Here is a 17380-nt window from a genome sequence, read left to right on the forward strand (position 1 = left end):
CAAATCGCGGATCGGACCAGGACTTAAGACTCTGTGCCCCCGCGCGTCCCGGTCGGAGGCTTGGGGGAAACCCGTACCAGACCAAGGGGAGGTCCGGCCATGACCGAACACCTCAGCCCGCTGGACGCGGCCTTCCTCGACGTTGAAGACGAGGTGCCGGAGGTCTCGATGGCCATCGCGTCGATCGCTGTCATGGAGGGTCCGCCTCCTTCCAGACAAGAGCTCGTCGCGGCCATGCGGCGCAGGTTACCGTTGGTCCCCCTGTACCGGCAGAAGGCCCGGCAGTTGCCGTTCGACCTTGGTGCGCCCGTCCTGGTCGACGATCCGGACTTCGATCTCGACCGGCACATCCGGCACGCGAGCGTGGCCGAGCCAGGAGACGACGCGGCGCTGTGCGAACGGATCGGTGAGATCATGTCGCAGCGCCTCGACCGCGAGCGGCCGCTGTGGGAGTACTGGCTGCTGGACGGGCTGTCCAGCGGGCGCTGGGCACTGGTGTCCAAGGTGCACCATTGCCTGGTCGACGGCATCTCCGGCGCCAACCTGTACTACGTGCTCTTCGACCTGTCGCCGGACGGCGACCAGCGCGAGGCGCCGCTTGATGCCTACGCCCCCGATCCGGAGCCATCGACGCCGCACCTGATCGCCGGCGCGGTACGTGACCTGGTGCTCAACCCGATCGAGCAGCTGCGCATGATCGGCGAGGCGCTCCGGACGCCACGCGCCACCGCGCAGCGCATCGCGGACACCGCCCGCGGTCTGCTCACCTTCGCGGGTTCACTCTGGCCGGCAGCCCGCTCCACGCTCAGCGGCCCGATCGGCGAGCAGCGCCGCTACGCCGTCGCCCGCGCATCCCTGACAGAGATGAAACAGGCCGCCCGCCAGGCCGGCGCGAGCCTCAACGACGTGGCGCTGTCGGCCATCGCCGGCGCCTTCCGATCCCTGCTGCTCCACCGGGGCGAGGAGCCGCACCCGCACGCCGTACGTACGGCGGTGCCGGTGTCGGTACGGGCCCCCGGTGACGAAGGCATGTGCGCGAACCGGATCTCGGTCATGCTGGCGCTTCTCCCGGTGCATCTGGCCGACCCCGGCGAACGCCTCCAAGCCGTGCACGCCCACCTCACCGAGCTGAAGGCGAGCATGGAGGCACAGGCCGGCGAGGCGATGACCACGCTGGCCCGCCACGAGCCGTTCCCACCGGTATCCTGGGTGATCCGGTTGCTCGCCCGTCTCCCACAGCGCACCGTCGTCACGGTCACCACGAACGTCCCCGGCCCTCCCGTGCCGTTATACCTCCTCGGCCGCCGAGCCCTGGAGCTCTTCCCCTACGTCCCGATCATCGCCAGGCTGCGCACCGGCGTCTCCGTCTTCTCCTACTGCGACCAGGTCACCTTCGGCGTAACCGGCGACTACGACACCGTGCCCGAGGTCGAGCGGTTCGCCCTCGCCATCGAGGAGGAACTGGGCAAGCTCGTCAACACGGTCGCCGCCGCCTGAGCCGGCATGTGATCAGATGAGTACGGAGAAGCGGCGGTCCAAATGAGTGATTTTCAGGAGTCGGGAGACACGTTCGGGGACGCGGGAGAGGTGCAGTTGCCCGCCGATGTCCCGGGCCCTGTCGTCGGCCCGGATGAGGGCGGTGAGGCCGGACGCGTCCATGAAGGACACGTTGCCCAGGTCGACCTCGGCGGCCGTACCCGGTTCTGCCATCGTGCCGACGAGCAGCTCTGCCAACGTCGGTGCCGTCGTGATGTCGATCTCTCCTGAGACCGCGATCTGCGCTGTGCCGTTTTCCACCTCCGCGGAAAGCCCGAAGGGATGTCCACGCGGGCCCCGCGGGGCAAGCTTCCTGTCCATCTTCCCCCTCCAACTGAGTCTCGCCGAAGAGCCCAGGCCCTTCACCGAATCACTTCATCCTGTTAGAGACGTCGATGGTCGCGCCAGGGCCGAAGGTCCCACCTCTTCACGTCCAACGTCACACGGAGTGATAGTTGACCGGGACGGATCACACCATCTCATCGATCATGGACTCAGCCATCTCGGCAGATTAGCCCTTGGCGTGTCACGCTCTGGCCTGCCAAAGGTCCGAGAGCGCGGGCCGCAAGCCCCTCCCTGCCCGCCGACTCCGACCGCAGCGTGTCGCGGATGCGCTGGGGCCGAACTTCTCCGGCAGCCTGGACCGAAGTCCCCTGGCCGCGGCGACATGGGCCTCCAACGGGACATTTGGGTAGAAGGTATCGGCGTCGTCCATCACGATTCGGCCGGGATGGCGACAGATTCCGCGAGATCCTGCTTGGTGATGGCCGCCACCTTGCCAGCCAGGTCGGCCAGTGCGCGAGAGGCGGCCAGCTCATCGCCGATGTCGGGCACCCAGGCATCGGCCGGGTTGCGGCGCCTGCGCCCTATACCGTCCACACGCCCGCCGCCCTTGGTGATCAGGACAGCACGTGCCGATGTCTCATCCCCTTCATCGGCGAGATAGATCTGCACAGTCCACTGCTTGTTCGCCACCGTAGGAACCTCCTGCGCAACCCTTGGATCTTGTCCAGTCTTCACCTGGCGCTCGCATGCCCGCCAGGGGCGAACGCCCGGTTCCGTGGGGACGAAAGACCCTTAGCTCAGGCCCATCGGCCCGCTGGGTCGGGGTGGATGCCGCAATCGGTATTCATGTTGTGATGAATTCGGCGGTGTCCGTACGTTGTCTAGGGGGCTCCTTCATGATCGCCCGCAGGCTTCGTGAGGAATTCGATCATGAGCCCCCGTCGCACGGTTCTCGGCGGGGACTCTCCGGTCTCCGGGGGACCCGTTGGCACGTCACATGCCGTGCCGCCCAGAGACGGCCCTAGGCTAGACCCACCGGCCAGTCAGCCAGTGCCACGCATCCTTCGCCCTACGCGAAACCCCTCGTGCCGTCTCCTCTTGCCGGATCATCCGGAAGCCCTCCCACGTCGTCCGGCGAACCGCCCACTGACCGGCCTCGGTGATCAGCTCCAGCTCGATTCCCTCGTGAACGGTGACGTGATCGCGTACCCGGGTGTGAGCGCCACGCCCCTGGTAAGGCGACCAAACGAGCTTGGTCACACCGAGCATGGGTCAGGACTCGATCGGCGTGTGCCTGAGCGGGTTCGGGTATTTGGTGGGTCCGTCAATCCGGCCCAGGTTGCGAGACCACCGGGGGCACGTCTTGAGCGCCACATCGAACGCGACCACTTCTCCCCAACCTTGATCGGCAAGCGCCTCGATCAGCCATGTCCAGGCGAACATGAGATCCGTCGTCAGGATCGCTCCGGAGACCTCCGCGGGCTTCACCGGGTTGACGTGGGCCTGCACGAGATACACGGTCGTCGTGCCCTTTGGTACGTGAAGGATCATGCCGCTGATCTCGACGGCCACCTTGTCAGCGGGAGGCACTTGCTGGCGTACGGCGTTGCTCACAGCCTCAGCATCTTCTGTGACTACAGGACAGCGCACCGTCACCCCTGGACACCTAACGACATCTTGCAGTCAACTGGATGCGCTCGGATGTCCTAAGGCAGGATGCCGCCATGGTGAACGAACGCCTACGCCGGGCTATGCTCCGCGCCGGGCTCGACCCCCGTCAACTCGCGGACCGAGGTGAGGTCAGCGTGAAGTCCGTCGAGCGCTGGCTGCACGGGACGGTCGTCCCTTACCCCAAGACCCGGTACCGGGTCGCCGCCATCCTCGATGAAGACGAGTCGTACCTGTGGCCGGACGCCATCGACAAGGCGTCACTCATGGGTGCCGAGGTGGTCGCTTCCTACCCGCGCCGCAATGACGTGCCGCGCCATCTGTGGACGGAGACGCTGCGCAACGCCGAGCGCAACATCGACCTCCTGGCGTTCGCCGGCCTGTTCCTGACGGAGGAACACCCTGACTGGCTCCCCACGCTGGCCGGCAAGGCGAAAGAGGGTGCACGGGTGCGCCTGCTGCTCGGCGATCCACAGGGGGAACAGCTCGCCTCGCGTGACGCAGAGCATCAGATCGGCGGGGGCGTGGCGGGACGTGTGGCGGCGGTGGTTGGCTACTACCGGAAGCACATGCCGCCCAGCGTGCAGATCCGCTTGCACGACACACCGCTGTACAACTCGATCTACCGCTTCGACGATGAGATGTTGGTGAACGTCCACGTGTACGGGCTGCTTGCCGCGTACACGCCCACGATCCATCTGCGCAGGATGGACGGGGCGTGGTTCAACACCTACGTGGAATCGTTCGAGCGGGTATGGGCGTCGGCACGGCCGTGGGATCGCGGGGTCGTCGCGTGACGAAGAAGACGAAGCGCGTCGATTACTGGCGTGACCCGGACGCGCCGAAACCGACCAGTCGTAAGGCGTCGGCGAGTGTGTTCGTCCGTGACGACGGGGGCCGTCTACTGATGCTGCGTCGTACGGACAACGACCTGTGGACGATCCCCACCGGGGGTGTGAAGCGAGGTGAGACGGTTGCTCAGGCGGCGGCACGGGAGTGCCGTGAGGAGACCGGCCTCGACGTCGAGGTGACGGGCCTGGTGGGTGTGTTCTCCACCCCTGACCATGTGATCGTCTACATGCACGGTGACAAGGTCGACGAGGTGCGGCAGCCGATCAACATCTGCTTGCGCGCCCGGGTCGTCGGCGGGATCATGCAGCCCGAGCCCACTGAAGCACGCGAGGTGCGGTGGGTCGATCCTGAAGCTCTCCAGGACTACCCCATCCACCCCGCCATTCGGCTGCGTATCGATCACGGCCTCAAAGGGCTGGACCCGTACATCGGCTAAAGACCCCCGGTGCCCCCTGGTTCCGGGGCATGTCTCAGGGAGCGTCGGATTCCATCGGAGCAGGCGCTGGAGCGTGCGCTTGCTGCCGTGCACCCACCCGAGCTGAACGTGTCCTGGCGCTTCCAGAAACCCCGGATGGAGCCGGGCTGAGCCGTTGCTCACGGCTGTCTGGGGCGGCGCCGCTGCTCGCCGGCCCGCACCCACGCGGCGTCCCACTCGCCGTACCGGACCCGATCCAGCCGCCGGCGGAAGACCAAGAACGCCGTCAGCACCAGCAACCCCGTCCCGAGCACGACCAGGAGCCCCATCACCATTCCCCGCATGGCGAGCACCGCACTGTCAGCGGGCGGTGAGGCGGGTGCACCAGCGGCATCGATCCACACCGGGACCACAGAGCCCGCCTTGGCCAACGAGGGTGCCGGCACGAAGCCGCATCGCGCCGCGCCCTCAGCGGTCGTCCAGCGGGCCATCGTCTCCGGTTGCGCGGCGGGGACCTCGGAGAACGACACGCGGGCGGGCGGAGCATCCTGCGTCAACGTGGCCATGACCTGTCGTCGAACACCGGTCCCCGCGCTCTGATCCTGCACCGCCCCCTCGTACACCGCCCGCCCGGCGACCACGGCCGGCCACAGGCTGACCAGCACCAGGACCAGAGCCGCCAGCACGAAAACGGACTCCAGCCGATCGGAATGGCGGCGCAAGGGATTGTCGTCGTGCCGGTACAGGCGCACACGCAGCATTACCGGATGAATCGAGCTCTTCATGGGACAACCTCCTTCAGGTCACTGTGAGAGAAGCCGCCCGGGAACGGCAGAGCCGAACGGCGGCTACGTGAGGGCCGAAGGTCCTCCGCCGTGGAGACCTCCGGCCCTGCCCCGCCAGGGCGGAGGCTTGGAGGGTGAAAGGGAAGGACAGGCAAACGCGCTTCTGAGGAGACGGCGATGAAGGCGACAGTGGGTGATCGGCTGGTCGTGGAGGGTACTCGCGGCGAGAGCACCCGCCGCGAAGGTTTCATCGTGGAGGTGAGCCACGCGGACGGATCGCCGCCCTACCTGGTGCGCTGGCTGGACGACGGACACGAGAGCCTCATCTTCCCCGGGCCCGATGCGCGGATCGTCCAATCCGCCCGGTAAGCAGAACGGCGCAGGCGTGAGGTCGTGATCGACCGCGAGGGCGGAAGCCGAAGCCGTCCCGCCCACACGCTGCAGGGGCCTGCCCGGCGCGCAGCCAGTCAAGCGGCTCGTCTGCGGCGGTGGTGAGCACCGCCAGGTGAGGACGCGCCTCAAAGCGCGCGCTGCCGGCACGGCGGCCGAAGTCGCGGACCGGATCCACGTCGCCCATGGCCAGCGGCCCTTGGACATGAGCGGGCACTCCGTGGCCTGTGCTCCAAGCCGCCAACTCGGCCAGGTACTCCGGATTGATGGCCAGTTCGTCCTCGGCGATGGCGGTGTAGGGCCTCAGTCTTTCCCGCGAGAGCGGGTGCTGCCAGGGACGGAGGTCCTGCCGAAGATCCCTCGCCCCGCTAACTGGTGCCCGCCGGGGCGGTTTGACGGTATCGCGGCGGCGAGGAGTGCCGAGGGAGGGTGGCGCTCAGGCGTTGGTCATGTCGCGGCGACGTGATGGGACCAAGGTCCTGGCGCTGCGGGTCGTACGGCACTGCCCCGGCAAGGGCGCAGACGGTGTGCTTGAGGCGTAACAGAGACGACCAATCAGCGATGAAAGGGGCCATCATGGCCGCCACCATCAACAGGCCCGTCACCCCGACCAGCACGGGCACGCAGGCACGCCGCCCCGTCGACTACATCTGGGCCATGGCCCGGATCTCGATCGGCTGGGTGTTCCTGTGGGCGTTCCTGGACAAGACCTTCGGCTGGGGCTTCGCCACCCCGGTCAACCGCGCCTGGATCGAGGGCGGCAGCCCCACCACCGGCTTCCTCAAGGGCACCGGCGAGAACGCGCTCGGCGGCTTCTTCTCGAGCCTGGCCGGACAGGCATGGGTGGACTGGTTGTTCATGGCCGGCCTGCTCGGCATCGGCCTGGCACTCGTCCTGGGCGTCGGCACCCGGATCGCCGCCGCCACCGGCGGCTTACTGCTGGTCTTCATGTGGGCGGCCGAGCTGCCCCTGGCCAACAACCCGTTCATGGACGACCACATCATCTACGCGATCGTGCTCATCGGCCTGGCCCTGGCCAACGCCGGCATCACGCTCGGCCTGGGCAGGCTGCCGATCGTGCAGCAGAACGCCTGGCTCAAGTAGTGCGCAAGACCACACGCCCACCCCGATGCCCCAGGGGTGGGCGTCGCCTTGCGCGGCTCCTTCTCATGTCTTTGCCCGCCGCAGCAGGTCCGCGGTAGACAATTCCGAGCCTTGGCTCGGCTGACCCTAGTGCACCGTAACCGCTGGATGATCCGAGTCCGCCTCCCCGGTGTGTGGGGTTTGCCGCGTCCGTCGAGAATGGTGAACATGACACGTGCGGTGTACATCGCGGCAGGCGAAGCCGGAAGCAACAAGGGCACGATCGCCCTGGGCATGGTGGAGTTGCTGTCGCGGCAGGTGGGGACCGTGGGCGTGTTCCGTCCAGTCGTCAGGGCAGGCCGCGAGGACAACCTGATCAACACCCTCCGGAGCAGGTTCCAGCTCTCCCTGCCCTACGAGACGTACGCCGGCGTCACCTACGACGAGGTGCACGCCGATGCCGAGCGTGCGGCCGGCGATATCGTGGCCCGCTACCGTGCGCTCGCGGGGCGGTGTGACGCGGTGGTGGTGGTCGGGACGGACTACACCGACGTGGGCGCGCCTACCGAGTTCGAGTTCAACGCCAGGCTGGCAGCGGACCTGGGAACACCCGTGCTGAGCGTGGTGAGCGGGAGAGGCAGGACGGTCGCGGAGATCGCCGCCGCGGTCGAGCTGTCGTCCCGGCAACTGGTGCACCACCACGCCAGGGAGCTCGCGGTCGTGGTCACCCGGGCGGCTGCCGAGCACATCGCGATCGACCACCCCACGCTGGTGTTCGTGCTGCCCGAGGCGCCCTCTCTGCGCGCGCCCACCGTCGCCGATCTGCTGGATGCCTGCGACGGCAGGTTCTTCCTCGGCGAGCGCGACGGGCTCGGCCGGGAGGCGAGCGCGCTGGTGGTGGGCGCGATGTCGTTGCCCAGCATCCTGGACCGCTATACCGAGGGCGCAGCCGTGATCATCCCCTCCGATCGGGCCGCCGCGCTGCTGCCCGGGCTGATCGCGGCGCATGCCGCGCCGGGCTTCCCCACGCTGTCGGCGGTGATCATGACGGGCGGCACGGATCTGCCCGCCCCGGTGGACCGGCTGCTGCGCAGCATGGCCATTCCTCTGCCGGTCATCGCCACCGACCACGACACCTTCGACACCGCCACCCGTCTGTCGGCGGTGGAGGGCCAGTTCACACCCGAAGCCGGTGGGAAGATCGACACGGCACTGCGGTTGTTCGCCGAGCACGTCGACGGCCGGCTGCTACTCGATCGGCTGGCCATCGCCAAGACCGACGTCGTCACGCCGCTGATGTTCGAGTACGAGCTGCTGGACCGCGCGCGTACCCAGCGCCGGCACATCGTGCTGCCCGAAGGCGAGGAACCCCGCATCCTGCGCGCGGCCGACGTCCTGTTGCGCCGTGGCGTGGCCGAGCTCACCCTGCTCGGCGACGAGGAGCGCATCAGGGTGCAGGCCGCCCAGCTCGGCCTGGATCTGGACGAGGCAAGGGTGCTCAGCCCGTTCGACGCGCAGCTACGCGAGCGGTTCGCCCGCGAGTACGCCAGGGTTCGGGCGCACCGGGGGATGACCGTCGAGCTGGCCCGCGACACCGTCACGGACGTGTCCTACTTCGGCACGCTGATGGTGCACACCGGCATGGCCGACGGCATGGTCTCGGGCGCGGCGCACACCACCGCGCACACGATCAGGCCCGCGTTCGAGATCCTGCGCCTGGGACTGGTCTCCAGCGTGTTCTTCATGTGCCTGGCCGACCGGGTGCTGGTGTACGGCGACTGCGCGGTCAACCCCGACCCGACCGCCGAACAGCTCGCCGACATCGCCATCTCCTCGGCCCGCACCGCCGCCCTGTTCGGCGTCGACCCCAAGATCGCCATGCTGTCGTACTCGACGGGCGCCTCGGGCGCCGGCGCCGACGTCGACAAGGTCCGCACCGCAACCCTGCTGGTCCGCAAGCTCCGTCCCGACCTGCCGGCGGAAGGGCCGATCCAGTACGACGCCGCGGTCGACCCCTCGGTGGCCCGAACCAAGATGCCCGACAGCCAGGTGGCCGGACGCGCCACCGTCTTCGTGGTGCCCGACCTCAACACCGGCAACAACCTCTACAAGGCCGTTCAGCGCAGCGCCGGTGCCGTCGCGGTGGGACCGGTGCTCCAAGGACTGCGTAAGCCGGTCAACGACCTGTCGCGCGGTGCGACCGTCGCCGATATCGTCACCACCGTGGCCATCACCGTCGCGCAAGTACGCGACGACGAACCAGACGCCGGCCGCGCGGCCGAGGTGGAAGCAGCGATACGCCACTGATCAGGTGCTCTGACGGACGCGGCGCAGGAGGCGCGCGATCAACGCCGGCATGGCGAGGACAGTGGCGAGGATGCCGACGGCCGTGCCGCCGACCAGTATCCACTCGAACGTGCTCGGAATGGCCCTGTTGTTGACCGCGCTCAGATCTTGGATGGCGATGCCTGCCCCCATGACACACAGCAGGCCTGAGCACAGCATCAGCGGAATCAGCCCGCGGCGGCGGCGAGTGAAGGCCGCGAACACCGCTCCGGGCATCATGATGGCCGCGAAGAAGAATACGATGATCAGCGATCCCGCCCAGGAGAAGCTTCCTTCGACTCCGGCCGCCACTGTCGCCAGCCGCATCAGCACCCGGGCCAGCACCCCTCCGACCACTCCCACGACGACCGCGCTCGCGAATCCCGCACCTAACCTGACCAGCACTCTTCCCCCACCCATTACTGTCTCCGTGGCCGCTCTGCCGGACGCCAGGACGAGTTCCAGTACGCCGACGAGCAGTCCGCAAGAGGTTCTACCGCCTCCGGACTCGCGATGTCGATGGCAACGTTCCACAAAGGGGCCGGCTCTCACAGCAGCCGGTCGGTCGTCTCCTCACGTGACCTCCTCGCTGACGCCACTGCAGACCGGCTATGGGCTCGAGCAAGCCGACGCAGCGTTCCGAATGGCCGGGTTCGTGGTGCTGGCGGTCCTGATGCGGCCGGTCGGCGGGTGGTTGTCGGACAAGGATCGCCTGGCCTTGCTGGCCGTCACCGCCGCGCTGGCCATCGTGCTGACTCAGACCGCGGTACGCGCCCTGACCTCCGCGCGAGGACCCGCACGTTGATATGCCTCGCCCACGCCAGAGGACCGCGGCCCCACTCGCGCCATGGGGGCAGCGGTCCAGTTCGGGGCGACGCCCCCGTCAGGCGTCGTGAACGGTGCTGACCAGGCCGTAGTCCCCGTCGTCACGACGGTAGACGAGAGCGCCGGCACCGGTGCCCGCATCGGCGAAGAAGACGAACGCGAACCCGGTCAGCTCCAGCCGCTCGATGGCCTCCTCTGCGGTGAGCCGCGGAGTGCTCAGCGGGCTGACCGAGATCGCCGCGCACATCGGCGCCGGCAGGCCCGGTTGGGGCACGAGTTGGGCGAGCCGGTAACCGTCGCCGGTGCGGTAGACGACGCTGTCCTGGCCCGTCGCGTCCTCCGTGAACAGTAGGAAGTCGTAGTCGAGCTGCTCCATCTCCACCACCGCCTCGTCGGGCACGTCACGGGAGGCCGCGAAGGTCCGTACAACCCGCCGCTCCCCGCTAGGGCCGCCGGGCCGTCGCTGCTGGTGGTGGCGCCCCCGCCGGTTCTACCAATCTCTGGCGGTCTCCAGCAGCCGTGTCCGCAACCGGGCACTGAGCAGGTGGATTGCCGCGCGAGTGGAGGCGGCGTGGGCCTGGGCCCTGATGAGCCGTCCCTGGACGTCCAGCACGGCCTCCGCCGTGCGTCGCTCCGCCGCGTGGCCCGGCGCGGTGGCGAGCTTGACCGTCGCGCCGAGCACCGGCTCGTGGGTGAGCCTGGCCAGATCGGCCACGGTCTGCCGGGCACGTCGGATGTCGGCTGACCGGATCCCGCCACGGATCCTGACCTGCACGTCGGCGGGATCAAGAGCGATGGACCTGTGCCTCATGGGTGAGCACCTTCTTCGCATCCGATTCTGATGCCTTCACCCTCTGATCAGTTCGGAGGCCGCTGCCAGGGACTTTCGTCCCATTGCGCAAGGACGTTGGGCTCGTGCGACGGAAGGGACCTGAAGGGCGGGAGCGATCGCATGGAGGTCTCTAGCCCGTCGCCGAACGGACTTTGGTCCCTGTCGGAGGGCGACGGCAGACGACAGGGTGGTCACATGCGGATCCTGATGACGGAGTTGGACCCCTCCGGCGGCGCGGTGGCAGGGGCGTTGCTCGCGCTCGAAGGACACGAGGTGGCCTACTGCCATCCTCCCGGCGCGGCGGCGTCCGCCGCGCCGTGCGCCGGCATGGCCCCGGGCGGACGCTGCCCGCTGGCGGACGGGGACGTGGACCTGCTGGTCGACGTCAGGCTGGCGCCGGGCCCGTTCACGCTCAGAGAAGCGGGGGTCATGTGCGCACTGCGCGCGCAGGTCCCGGTGTTGGTGGCCGGGCCCACGCCGTCGGGGACGGCGCTGGACGAGGTCGCGTCCAGATGCGATCCCGCCGACCTGGTCGAGACCTGCGCGGCGGCGGTCCCGCCGACCTGGTCGAGACCTGCGCGGCGGCGGTCTCGCCGACCGGCCCCGCAGCCCGCCGGGCCGTCGCCGATGCGGTCGGGCCCTTGCTGCGCCGCGCGGGCACGCGCCCGCAGGTACAGCTCGTGGAAGTGGACGGCACGGTGCACGTGTACCTGTCGTTCCTGAGCGAGATCAACAACGTCCTCGCCGAAGAGGTACGCCAGACGGCCGCGCACGCTTACACGCGGGTGACCCGCGACCGCTTCCAGACCGTCGCGCACGTGGCGTTGCTGGCCGGTACATAGATGGTGCGTGTGGCGATCGGCCCAGGCCCCGCGTCAGCGCGATGGCTCACAGCCGCGCCGGGCCGTGGGCCGTCCTTCGTCGTTGTTGCGGCAGACGATGTACGGCCGGGTGAGGTGGCCAGTGGCCGCGGCGAGCATGTGCACCAGTCCGGTGAAGGGTCAGATCGCGAAGAGCATCAGGGCGCTGAGTGCGTGCAGTTGGAACAGCAGCGTGGCACCCGCCGCTGAGCGATGCGGGCGCTGAGTAGCCATGCGCGGCATCCAGCACGACTCGGAGCGGGCGATCAGTTGAAAGGCGGCGGTGTTTGAGCAGGCCAGGTGCTTGAACCGGTGTCGTTCGGAAGCGATCAGGGTGACTAAAGATCAGCAGGCCCGGGTATCGCCTTCGCGCTGGACAGAGGCTGCTGACACCGCGGCCATGAGGGGACGTGCGTGGACTGGTTGATCTCGGCGCTGGGCGCGGGCCTCGTCCTGCTTGGCTTGCGCGACATCTTCCACACGCTCTGGCACCCGACCGCCAGGAAGAGCCTGGGCCGTCACCTGATGCGGCTGATCTGGCGTTTGTCCCGGCGAACCGGACGTCGCCGGCATGCGAGCACCCTGGCGGGGCCGCTGGCCATGGTGGCGGTGGTCTGCACGTGGACCTCAGTGATCGTTCTGGGATGGGCGCTCATCTATTGGCCGCACCTCCCGGACGGCTTCGTCTTTGCCGCCGGTCTGGACGTGGGCCGGCGGATGGACCTGCTCGACGCGCTCTACCTGTCGCTGGTCACGGTGGCCACGCTGGGATTCGGTGACATCGTCCCAACGGCCGGCTGGCTGCGGATCGCGGCGCCGATGCAGGCCTTGATCGGATTCGTACTCCTGACGGCGACCGTCTCCTGGGTGCTGCAGATCTACCCGACGCTGATGCGAAGGAGGGCCCTGGCGATCAAACTCTCCGTACTGCGGCGCAGTGACGCGGACGGCTGGCTGGCCCATACGGACTCACCCTTCGCCGCCGTTCTCCTGGACGATCTGGCCACCAAGGTCGCGCAAGCGTGCGTCGACTTCGCGCAGTACGCCGAGAGCTACTACTTCCATGACGGCGAAGACCAGGCCTCGCTCCCGGTCACGATCGGCTACGCGGCCTCCTTGGCCGAGCGGGGACAGGCATCCCGGCAGGCCGACGTCCGCCTCGCCGCCACCATGCTCGCCCACGCACTGGAAGACCTCGCGGCGGTCCTCGACCAGCGATTCCTCCGAGTCGGAGGAAACACATCGGCCGTTTTCCACGCTTACGCCGCCGACCACGGCCGCCCATCGGCCCAAGACTGATCTCCCTGCGCCCCCAGGAGCCTTTCGGAGGCCGGTGCCTGTCGGATCAGGCCGTGCGCGCCGTGACGGTGCTGGGAGCGGCCACGCCCTGCCCGCTGCTGCCGGCCGCGCCCGCCGTCATTGTCTCCAGGCTGTCGCGTACGGCCCGCCGCGGCGTCCTGGTCAGGGACAGCGTCGCCAGCCGGTTGGTATCAGGGCGGCGGCCACTAGAGGGTCGGCGCTTTGGATGGCGAGCGCTCGTTTCTCCAGCGTACGCACATGCTCCTAGGAGAACCCCAACTCATCGCCGATCCGCCGCAGCGGTGACGATGACCGGACCGCGGGTGCGGCCCATGAGGATGCGGGGCAGCGGCGAGCGGCGCCCGCCACTTCCCCGACCCTGACCTCACCCGCACGTGCGTTCTCCTCCGTTGTCGGATTGCTCAGCTGCCGGTGCCGTAGTACGCGGCCCGCATGAGTGCTTGCATGTCGTCGAGCATCGGCATCCGCGGATTGGCGGGCGCGCACTGGTCCTCGTAGGCGTTGCGCGCCTGCACCGGGAGCGCGGCCAGGAACGTGTCCTCGTCGACGCCAAGGGCCTGGAATGACGGCTCGATCAGGGCGGCGGCCCGCAGTCGCTCGACCGCGGCGGCCAGCGAGGTCACGCCTTCGGCCGGGGTGGCGGCGGGCAGGCCGAGGGTCTGGGCGATCTCCTGGAAGCGTTCCGGAGCGCGGTAGTGCTCGTACTTGGGCCAGCCGGACAGCTTGGTCGGGGCCGTGCCGTTGTAGCGGATCACGTGGGGCAGCAGGACCGCGTTCGTCCGGCCGTGAGCGATGTGAAAGGTCGCGCCGAGCGTGTGCGACATGGCATGGACGATGCCGAGGAAGGCGTTGCCGAACGCCATGCCGGCGATGGTGCCCGCGTTGTGCATCCGCTCGCGCGCCCGCGGGTCCCCGGCCCCGTGACGGACGGCGCTCTCCAGGTTCGCGAAGATCAGCTTGATCGCGTGCAGGGCCAGGCCGTCGGTGTAGTCGCTGGCGTAGACCGATACGTACGCCTCGATCGCGTGGGTGAGGGCGTCGAAACCGCTGTCGGCGGTGACGACCGGAGGCAGGTCCGCCGCCAGGTGCGGGTCGACGATCGCGACGCTCGGCGTCAGCGCGTAGTCGGCCAGGGGATACTTCTTACCCGTCGCGGTGTCGGTGATCACCGCGAACGGCGTGACCTCCGCGCCGGTGCCCGAGGTGGTCGGCACGCAGACCAGGCGGGCCAGGTCGCCGAGCGGCGGGAACTTGAAGGCGCGCTTGCGGATGTCGAAGAACTTCTGCCGCATGTCGGCGAAGACGACCTCAGGGTGCTCATAGCGCAGCCACATCACCTTGGCGGCGTCCATCGCTGACCCGCCGCCGAGGGCGATGATCGTGTCTGGCCGGAACTGGCGCATCAACGCGGCGCCCCGGTCCACGGTCGCCACGGTCGGCTCGGGTTCCACGTCGTCGATGATCTGCAGCGCCACCCGCTCGGGGCGGCGGCTGAGGACCGTAATGATCCGGTCGACGTAGCCGAGCCGGGTCATCGTCGGGTCGGTGACGACGGTCACCCGGTGTACGTCCGGCATGTCGGCCAGGTAGCGGATCGCGTGCGGCTCGAAGTAGATCTTCGCGGGGATCTTGAACCACTGCAGGTTGTTGGTGCGCCGCCCGATCCGCTTGATGTTGAGCAGGTCGACGGCCGAGACGTTGTGGGAGACCGAGTTGCGGCCATAGCTGCCGCAGCCGAGGGTCAGTGAGGGGATGAAGGCGTTGTACATGTCGCCGATGCCGCCCTGCGACGACGGGGCGTTCCAGATGATCCGGACCGCCTTGACGCGCCGCCCGAACTCCTCGGCCAGCCGCTCGTCCCGGGTGTGGATCGCGGCGCTGTGGCCGAGGCCGCCGAACTCCACCATCCGCTCGGCCAGGATGATCCCCTCCTCACGGCTGCCCGCGCGCAGCATGGCCAGCACCGGGCACAGCTTCTCCCTGGTCAGCGGTTCGGCCGGGCCGACCTGGGTGACCTCGGCGAGGATCACCGAGGTGCCTTCGGGCACCTCGAACCAGGCCCGTTCGGCGATCCAGCTCGCCGGCCGGCCGACGACGTCAGGGTTGAGCCTGGCCTGCGAGCACGACTGGCCGGATGCGGTGACGCCGAACAGGAACTCCTCCAGCTTCCGCTTCTCCACGGCATTGGCCCGGTAGGCGTGCAGCGCGCCGAACGCGGCCAGCGCGTCCTCATACACCGCCGCATCGATGATCGCCGCCTGCTCGGAGGCGCAGATCATGCCGTTGTCGAACGCCTTCGACAGCACGATGTCGTTGACGGCCTGCCGCAGGTCGGCCGACTGCTCGATATAGGCGGGCACGTTGCCCGCGCCGACGCCGAGCGCCGGCTTGCCCGCCGAGTACGCCGCCCGCACCATGCCGTTGCCGCCCGTCGCCAGGATCGTGGCCACCCCGTCGTGATGCATCAGCGCCCCCGTGGCGGTCAGCGACGGCTCCTCGATCCACTGCACGCAGTGCTCCGGCGCGCCGGCCGCCACCGCGGCATCCCGGACGATCCTCGCCGCGGCGGCGCTGCACTCCTGAGCGGCCGGATGGAAGGCGAAGACGATCGGGTTGCGGGTCTTCAGCGCGATCAGCGCCTTGAAGATCGTGGTGGAGGTCGGGTTGGTCACCGGGGTGATCCCGCAGATGACGCCGACGGGTTCGGCGATCTCCACGATCCCGCTGATGTCATCCCGTGAGATCACGCCGACGGTCTTGAGCGCAGCCATGCTGTTGGTGACGTGCTCACAGGCGAAGATGTTCTTCACCGCCTTGTCCTCGAACACCCCTCGCCCTGTCTCCCGCACGGCGAAGTCGGCAAGCGCCGCATGCTCGTCGAGCGCGGCGACGGACGCCTTCTTGACGATGTGGTCGACCTGCTCCTGGCTGAACGCCGCGTACTCGTCCAATGCTTTGAGAGCGTTCCCGACCAGAGTGTCGATCATTTCGTTGACGGAGGTCGGCACGTCCGCGACCGTGCTGGTCATCTGGGTCACCTCAGGGACTCGTCGTGTCGGTCACTTTCCAGCATCCCGATCCACCGATCCCCACGCCGGAGCGTTCCGACCCTGATCACAAGGCCGAAAGACACCACGATCCCGGGACTTTTGGCTGTACTGGATCCCTTCGGACTGGTGACTTTCAGCACTTCCCCGGTCCGTTCTCTGGTCCCGGCCCACCGCTCGGGTCGAAGCGACCGGACGCAATGTAGCGCTGCGTGACGACCGTCACCGTACGTGTTATCAGAACACCGCTCGCGATAGGTTTTGCGACATGACCGAGCTCGCGGATCCGGCCGCCGCCGTCGAACGGTTCGATTGCCCGATGTGTGAGGCGCCCGCGGGCAGCTCCTGCCGGACCCGGGGCGGCAAGGTCGCGCCCAAGTACCACACGCCGCGCTTCATGCTGGTGGCGCAGTTGCGCACCGAGTTGGAGGTGCGCACTCCCGCCGAGCGCGGGCCCGGACGCGTCTGGCGGGCGGGCCCGGCGCTGGACGCTGCGGTGCTGGCGGCCGCGGCCAGGCCGACCAGAGTCGGCTATGCCCGGTGTAGCACGGCGCAGCAGGAGCTGGATAGCCAGCTCGATGCTCTGAAGGAGGCGGGCTGCGAACCGATCTTCGCCGAGAAGATCAGCACGCGCATCAAGCTGCGGCCGGAGTTCACCCGCGCGATGGACTACGCCCGCACCATCAAGCGGGCCGTCCCGCACCAGCGTGTGATCTTCACGGTGCACGAGATGAAGCGGCTGGGCCGGGGGCCGCCGAACTGCTCACCATCGCCGAGGAACTGCGCCGCCACGACATCGAGCTGGAGCTGCTGAGCGGGCCACTGCAGGGCATCTACAACCCCTCAGGGCACGGGGCGGCGTTGTTCGCCTTCTTCGCCGGGATGGCCGAGTCCGAGCGGGAGTACATCCGGGAGAAGTCCCTCGAAGGCCAGGCCTCGGCCCGTGAGCGTGGCCGGCACGGCGGCCGTCCTAAGGTGTTCGACGACGACATGATCGCCTACGCGCGGACGCTACGCGCCCGTGGTGTGGCGGTACCGGACATCGCCCGCAAACTGGTCATCCCCGCGGGCAAGAACAAGGGCCGGCACCCGTCGGTGGCCAGCGTCTACCGGGTCCTGGCCGACGATGGGATTCCGGCCGAGAGCTGACCGTGCTC

Annotated in this window: 19 protein-coding genes and 1 pseudogene; 11 read left to right on the top strand and 9 right to left on the bottom strand. The window is 68.5% G+C overall.

The window, feature by feature from the left end; genetic code table 11:
- Positions 1-99: 99 nt before the first annotated feature.
- Positions 100-1497, top strand: coding sequence for a WS/DGAT/MGAT family O-acyltransferase (locus tag Q9G87_RS51745; RefSeq protein WP_305924076.1), 1398 nt, complete (start codon positions 100-102; stop codon positions 1495-1497).
- 12 nt (positions 1498-1509) lie between these two features.
- Here the strand turns inward: Q9G87_RS51745 and Q9G87_RS51750 are convergent, their stop codons facing one another.
- The 3 genes from Q9G87_RS51750 to Q9G87_RS51760 form a co-directional block, all read right to left on the bottom strand.
- On the bottom strand, positions 1510-1857 hold the full coding sequence (locus Q9G87_RS51750; protein ID WP_305924077.1) for an STAS domain-containing protein: 348 nt from the start codon (positions 1855-1857) through the stop codon (positions 1510-1512).
- A 393-nt stretch (positions 1858-2250) separates the two neighbouring features.
- Positions 2251-2511: a dsRBD fold-containing protein gene (locus tag Q9G87_RS51755; RefSeq protein ID WP_305924078.1), complete on the bottom strand. Its 261-nt coding sequence runs from the start codon at positions 2509-2511 to the stop codon at positions 2251-2253.
- Between the two features lie 582 nt (positions 2512-3093).
- Entirely contained in the window at positions 3094-3393 is a 300-nt protein-coding gene (locus Q9G87_RS51760) for a hypothetical protein (protein WP_305924079.1), read from the bottom strand.
- A gap of 152 nt (positions 3394-3545) precedes the next feature.
- Here Q9G87_RS51760 and Q9G87_RS51765 point away from each other — a divergent pair, with 152 nt between their 5' ends.
- A complete protein-coding gene (locus tag Q9G87_RS51765) occupies positions 3546-4286 on the top strand; it encodes a helix-turn-helix domain-containing protein (RefSeq protein ID WP_305924080.1) in 741 nt (246 codons plus the stop codon).
- A complete protein-coding gene (locus Q9G87_RS51770; RefSeq protein WP_305924081.1) occupies positions 4283-4777 on the top strand; it encodes an NUDIX domain-containing protein in 495 nt (164 codons plus the stop codon). Before Q9G87_RS51765 ends, Q9G87_RS51770 begins: the two co-directional genes overlap by 4 nt.
- Positions 4778-4935: 158 nt before the next feature.
- Here Q9G87_RS51770 and Q9G87_RS51775 read toward each other — a convergent pair whose 3' ends face one another.
- Entirely contained in the window at positions 4936-5541 is a 606-nt protein-coding gene (locus Q9G87_RS51775; protein ID WP_305924082.1) for an Rv1733c family protein, read from the bottom strand.
- Between the two features lie 177 nt (positions 5542-5718).
- On the opposite strand from Q9G87_RS51775, the gene Q9G87_RS51780 reads away from it, so the two are divergent.
- The 3 genes from Q9G87_RS51780 to pta all read left to right on the top strand — a co-directional run bounded on the left by Q9G87_RS51780 (position 5719) and on the right by pta (position 9321).
- Entirely contained in the window at positions 5719-5910 is a 192-nt protein-coding gene (locus tag Q9G87_RS51780; RefSeq protein ID WP_305924083.1) for a DUF1918 domain-containing protein, read from the top strand.
- A gap of 597 nt (positions 5911-6507) precedes the next feature.
- Positions 6508-7035 (top strand): DoxX family membrane protein, encoded by a 528-nt coding sequence (locus Q9G87_RS51785; RefSeq protein WP_305924084.1) that lies wholly within the window; start codon positions 6508-6510, stop codon positions 7033-7035.
- Between the two features lie 207 nt (positions 7036-7242).
- Positions 7243-9321, top strand: a complete 2079-nt coding sequence (pta, locus tag Q9G87_RS51790; protein ID WP_305924085.1) for a phosphate acetyltransferase — start codon at positions 7243-7245, stop codon at positions 9319-9321.
- Here the strand turns inward: pta and Q9G87_RS51795 are convergent, their stop codons facing one another.
- Entirely contained in the window at positions 9322-9759 is a 438-nt protein-coding gene (locus Q9G87_RS51795) for a hypothetical protein (protein ID WP_305924086.1), read from the bottom strand. It abuts the gene before it with no gap.
- Between the two features lie 157 nt (positions 9760-9916).
- Here Q9G87_RS51795 and Q9G87_RS51800 point away from each other — a divergent pair, with 157 nt between their 5' ends.
- The gene (locus Q9G87_RS51800) at positions 9917-10144 is read left to right on the top strand and encodes a hypothetical protein (protein WP_305924087.1); all 228 of its coding nucleotides are present in this window, start codon (positions 9917-9919) and stop codon (positions 10142-10144) included.
- Positions 10145-10222: 78 nt separating this feature from the next.
- Here the strand turns inward: Q9G87_RS51800 and Q9G87_RS51805 are convergent, their stop codons facing one another.
- The 3 genes and pseudogenes from Q9G87_RS51805 to Q9G87_RS51815 all read right to left on the bottom strand — a co-directional run bounded on the left by Q9G87_RS51805 (position 10223) and on the right by Q9G87_RS51815 (position 10975).
- Positions 10223-10411 carry a sigma 54 modulation/S30EA ribosomal C-terminal domain-containing protein gene (locus tag Q9G87_RS51805; RefSeq protein ID WP_305924138.1) on the bottom strand — a complete coding sequence of 63 codons (189 nt, stop codon included), beginning with the start codon at positions 10409-10411 and terminating at the stop codon, positions 10223-10225.
- Positions 10412-10468: 57 nt separating this feature from the next.
- Positions 10469-10588: pseudogene (locus Q9G87_RS51810) on the bottom strand (sigma 54 modulation/S30EA ribosomal C-terminal domain-containing protein); the annotation flags it as partial.
- Positions 10589-10654: 66 nt separating this feature from the next.
- The gene (locus tag Q9G87_RS51815) at positions 10655-10975 is read right to left on the bottom strand and encodes a hypothetical protein (RefSeq protein WP_305924088.1); all 321 of its coding nucleotides are present in this window, start codon (positions 10973-10975) and stop codon (positions 10655-10657) included.
- 533 nt (positions 10976-11508) lie between these two features.
- Between Q9G87_RS51815 and Q9G87_RS51820 the strand changes: the two genes are divergently transcribed.
- Positions 11509-11838, top strand: a complete 330-nt coding sequence (locus Q9G87_RS51820; protein ID WP_305924089.1) for a hypothetical protein — start codon at positions 11509-11511, stop codon at positions 11836-11838.
- Between the two features lie 432 nt (positions 11839-12270).
- On the top strand, positions 12271-13155 hold the full coding sequence (locus Q9G87_RS51825) for a potassium channel family protein (protein WP_305924090.1): 885 nt from the start codon (positions 12271-12273) through the stop codon (positions 13153-13155).
- A gap of 422 nt (positions 13156-13577) precedes the next feature.
- Here the strand turns inward: Q9G87_RS51825 and adhE are convergent, their stop codons facing one another.
- Entirely contained in the window at positions 13578-16205 is a 2628-nt protein-coding gene (gene adhE / locus Q9G87_RS51830; RefSeq protein WP_305924091.1) for a bifunctional acetaldehyde-CoA/alcohol dehydrogenase, read from the bottom strand.
- 286 nt (positions 16206-16491) lie between these two features.
- Between adhE and Q9G87_RS51835 the strand changes: the two genes are divergently transcribed.
- Both Q9G87_RS51835 and Q9G87_RS51840 read left to right on the top strand, forming a co-directional pair.
- Positions 16492-17037, top strand: a complete 546-nt coding sequence (locus tag Q9G87_RS51835; RefSeq protein ID WP_305924092.1) for a recombinase family protein — start codon at positions 16492-16494, stop codon at positions 17035-17037.
- Positions 17034-17372 (top strand): serine integrase family protein, encoded by a 339-nt coding sequence (locus Q9G87_RS51840; RefSeq protein ID WP_305924139.1) that lies wholly within the window; start codon positions 17034-17036, stop codon positions 17370-17372. Before Q9G87_RS51835 ends, Q9G87_RS51840 begins: the two co-directional genes overlap by 4 nt.
- Positions 17373-17380: the final 8 nt, after the last annotated feature.

The organism is Nonomuraea turcica, assembly GCF_030718205.1.
Lineage (GTDB): Bacteria > Actinomycetota > Actinomycetes > Streptosporangiales > Streptosporangiaceae > Nonomuraea.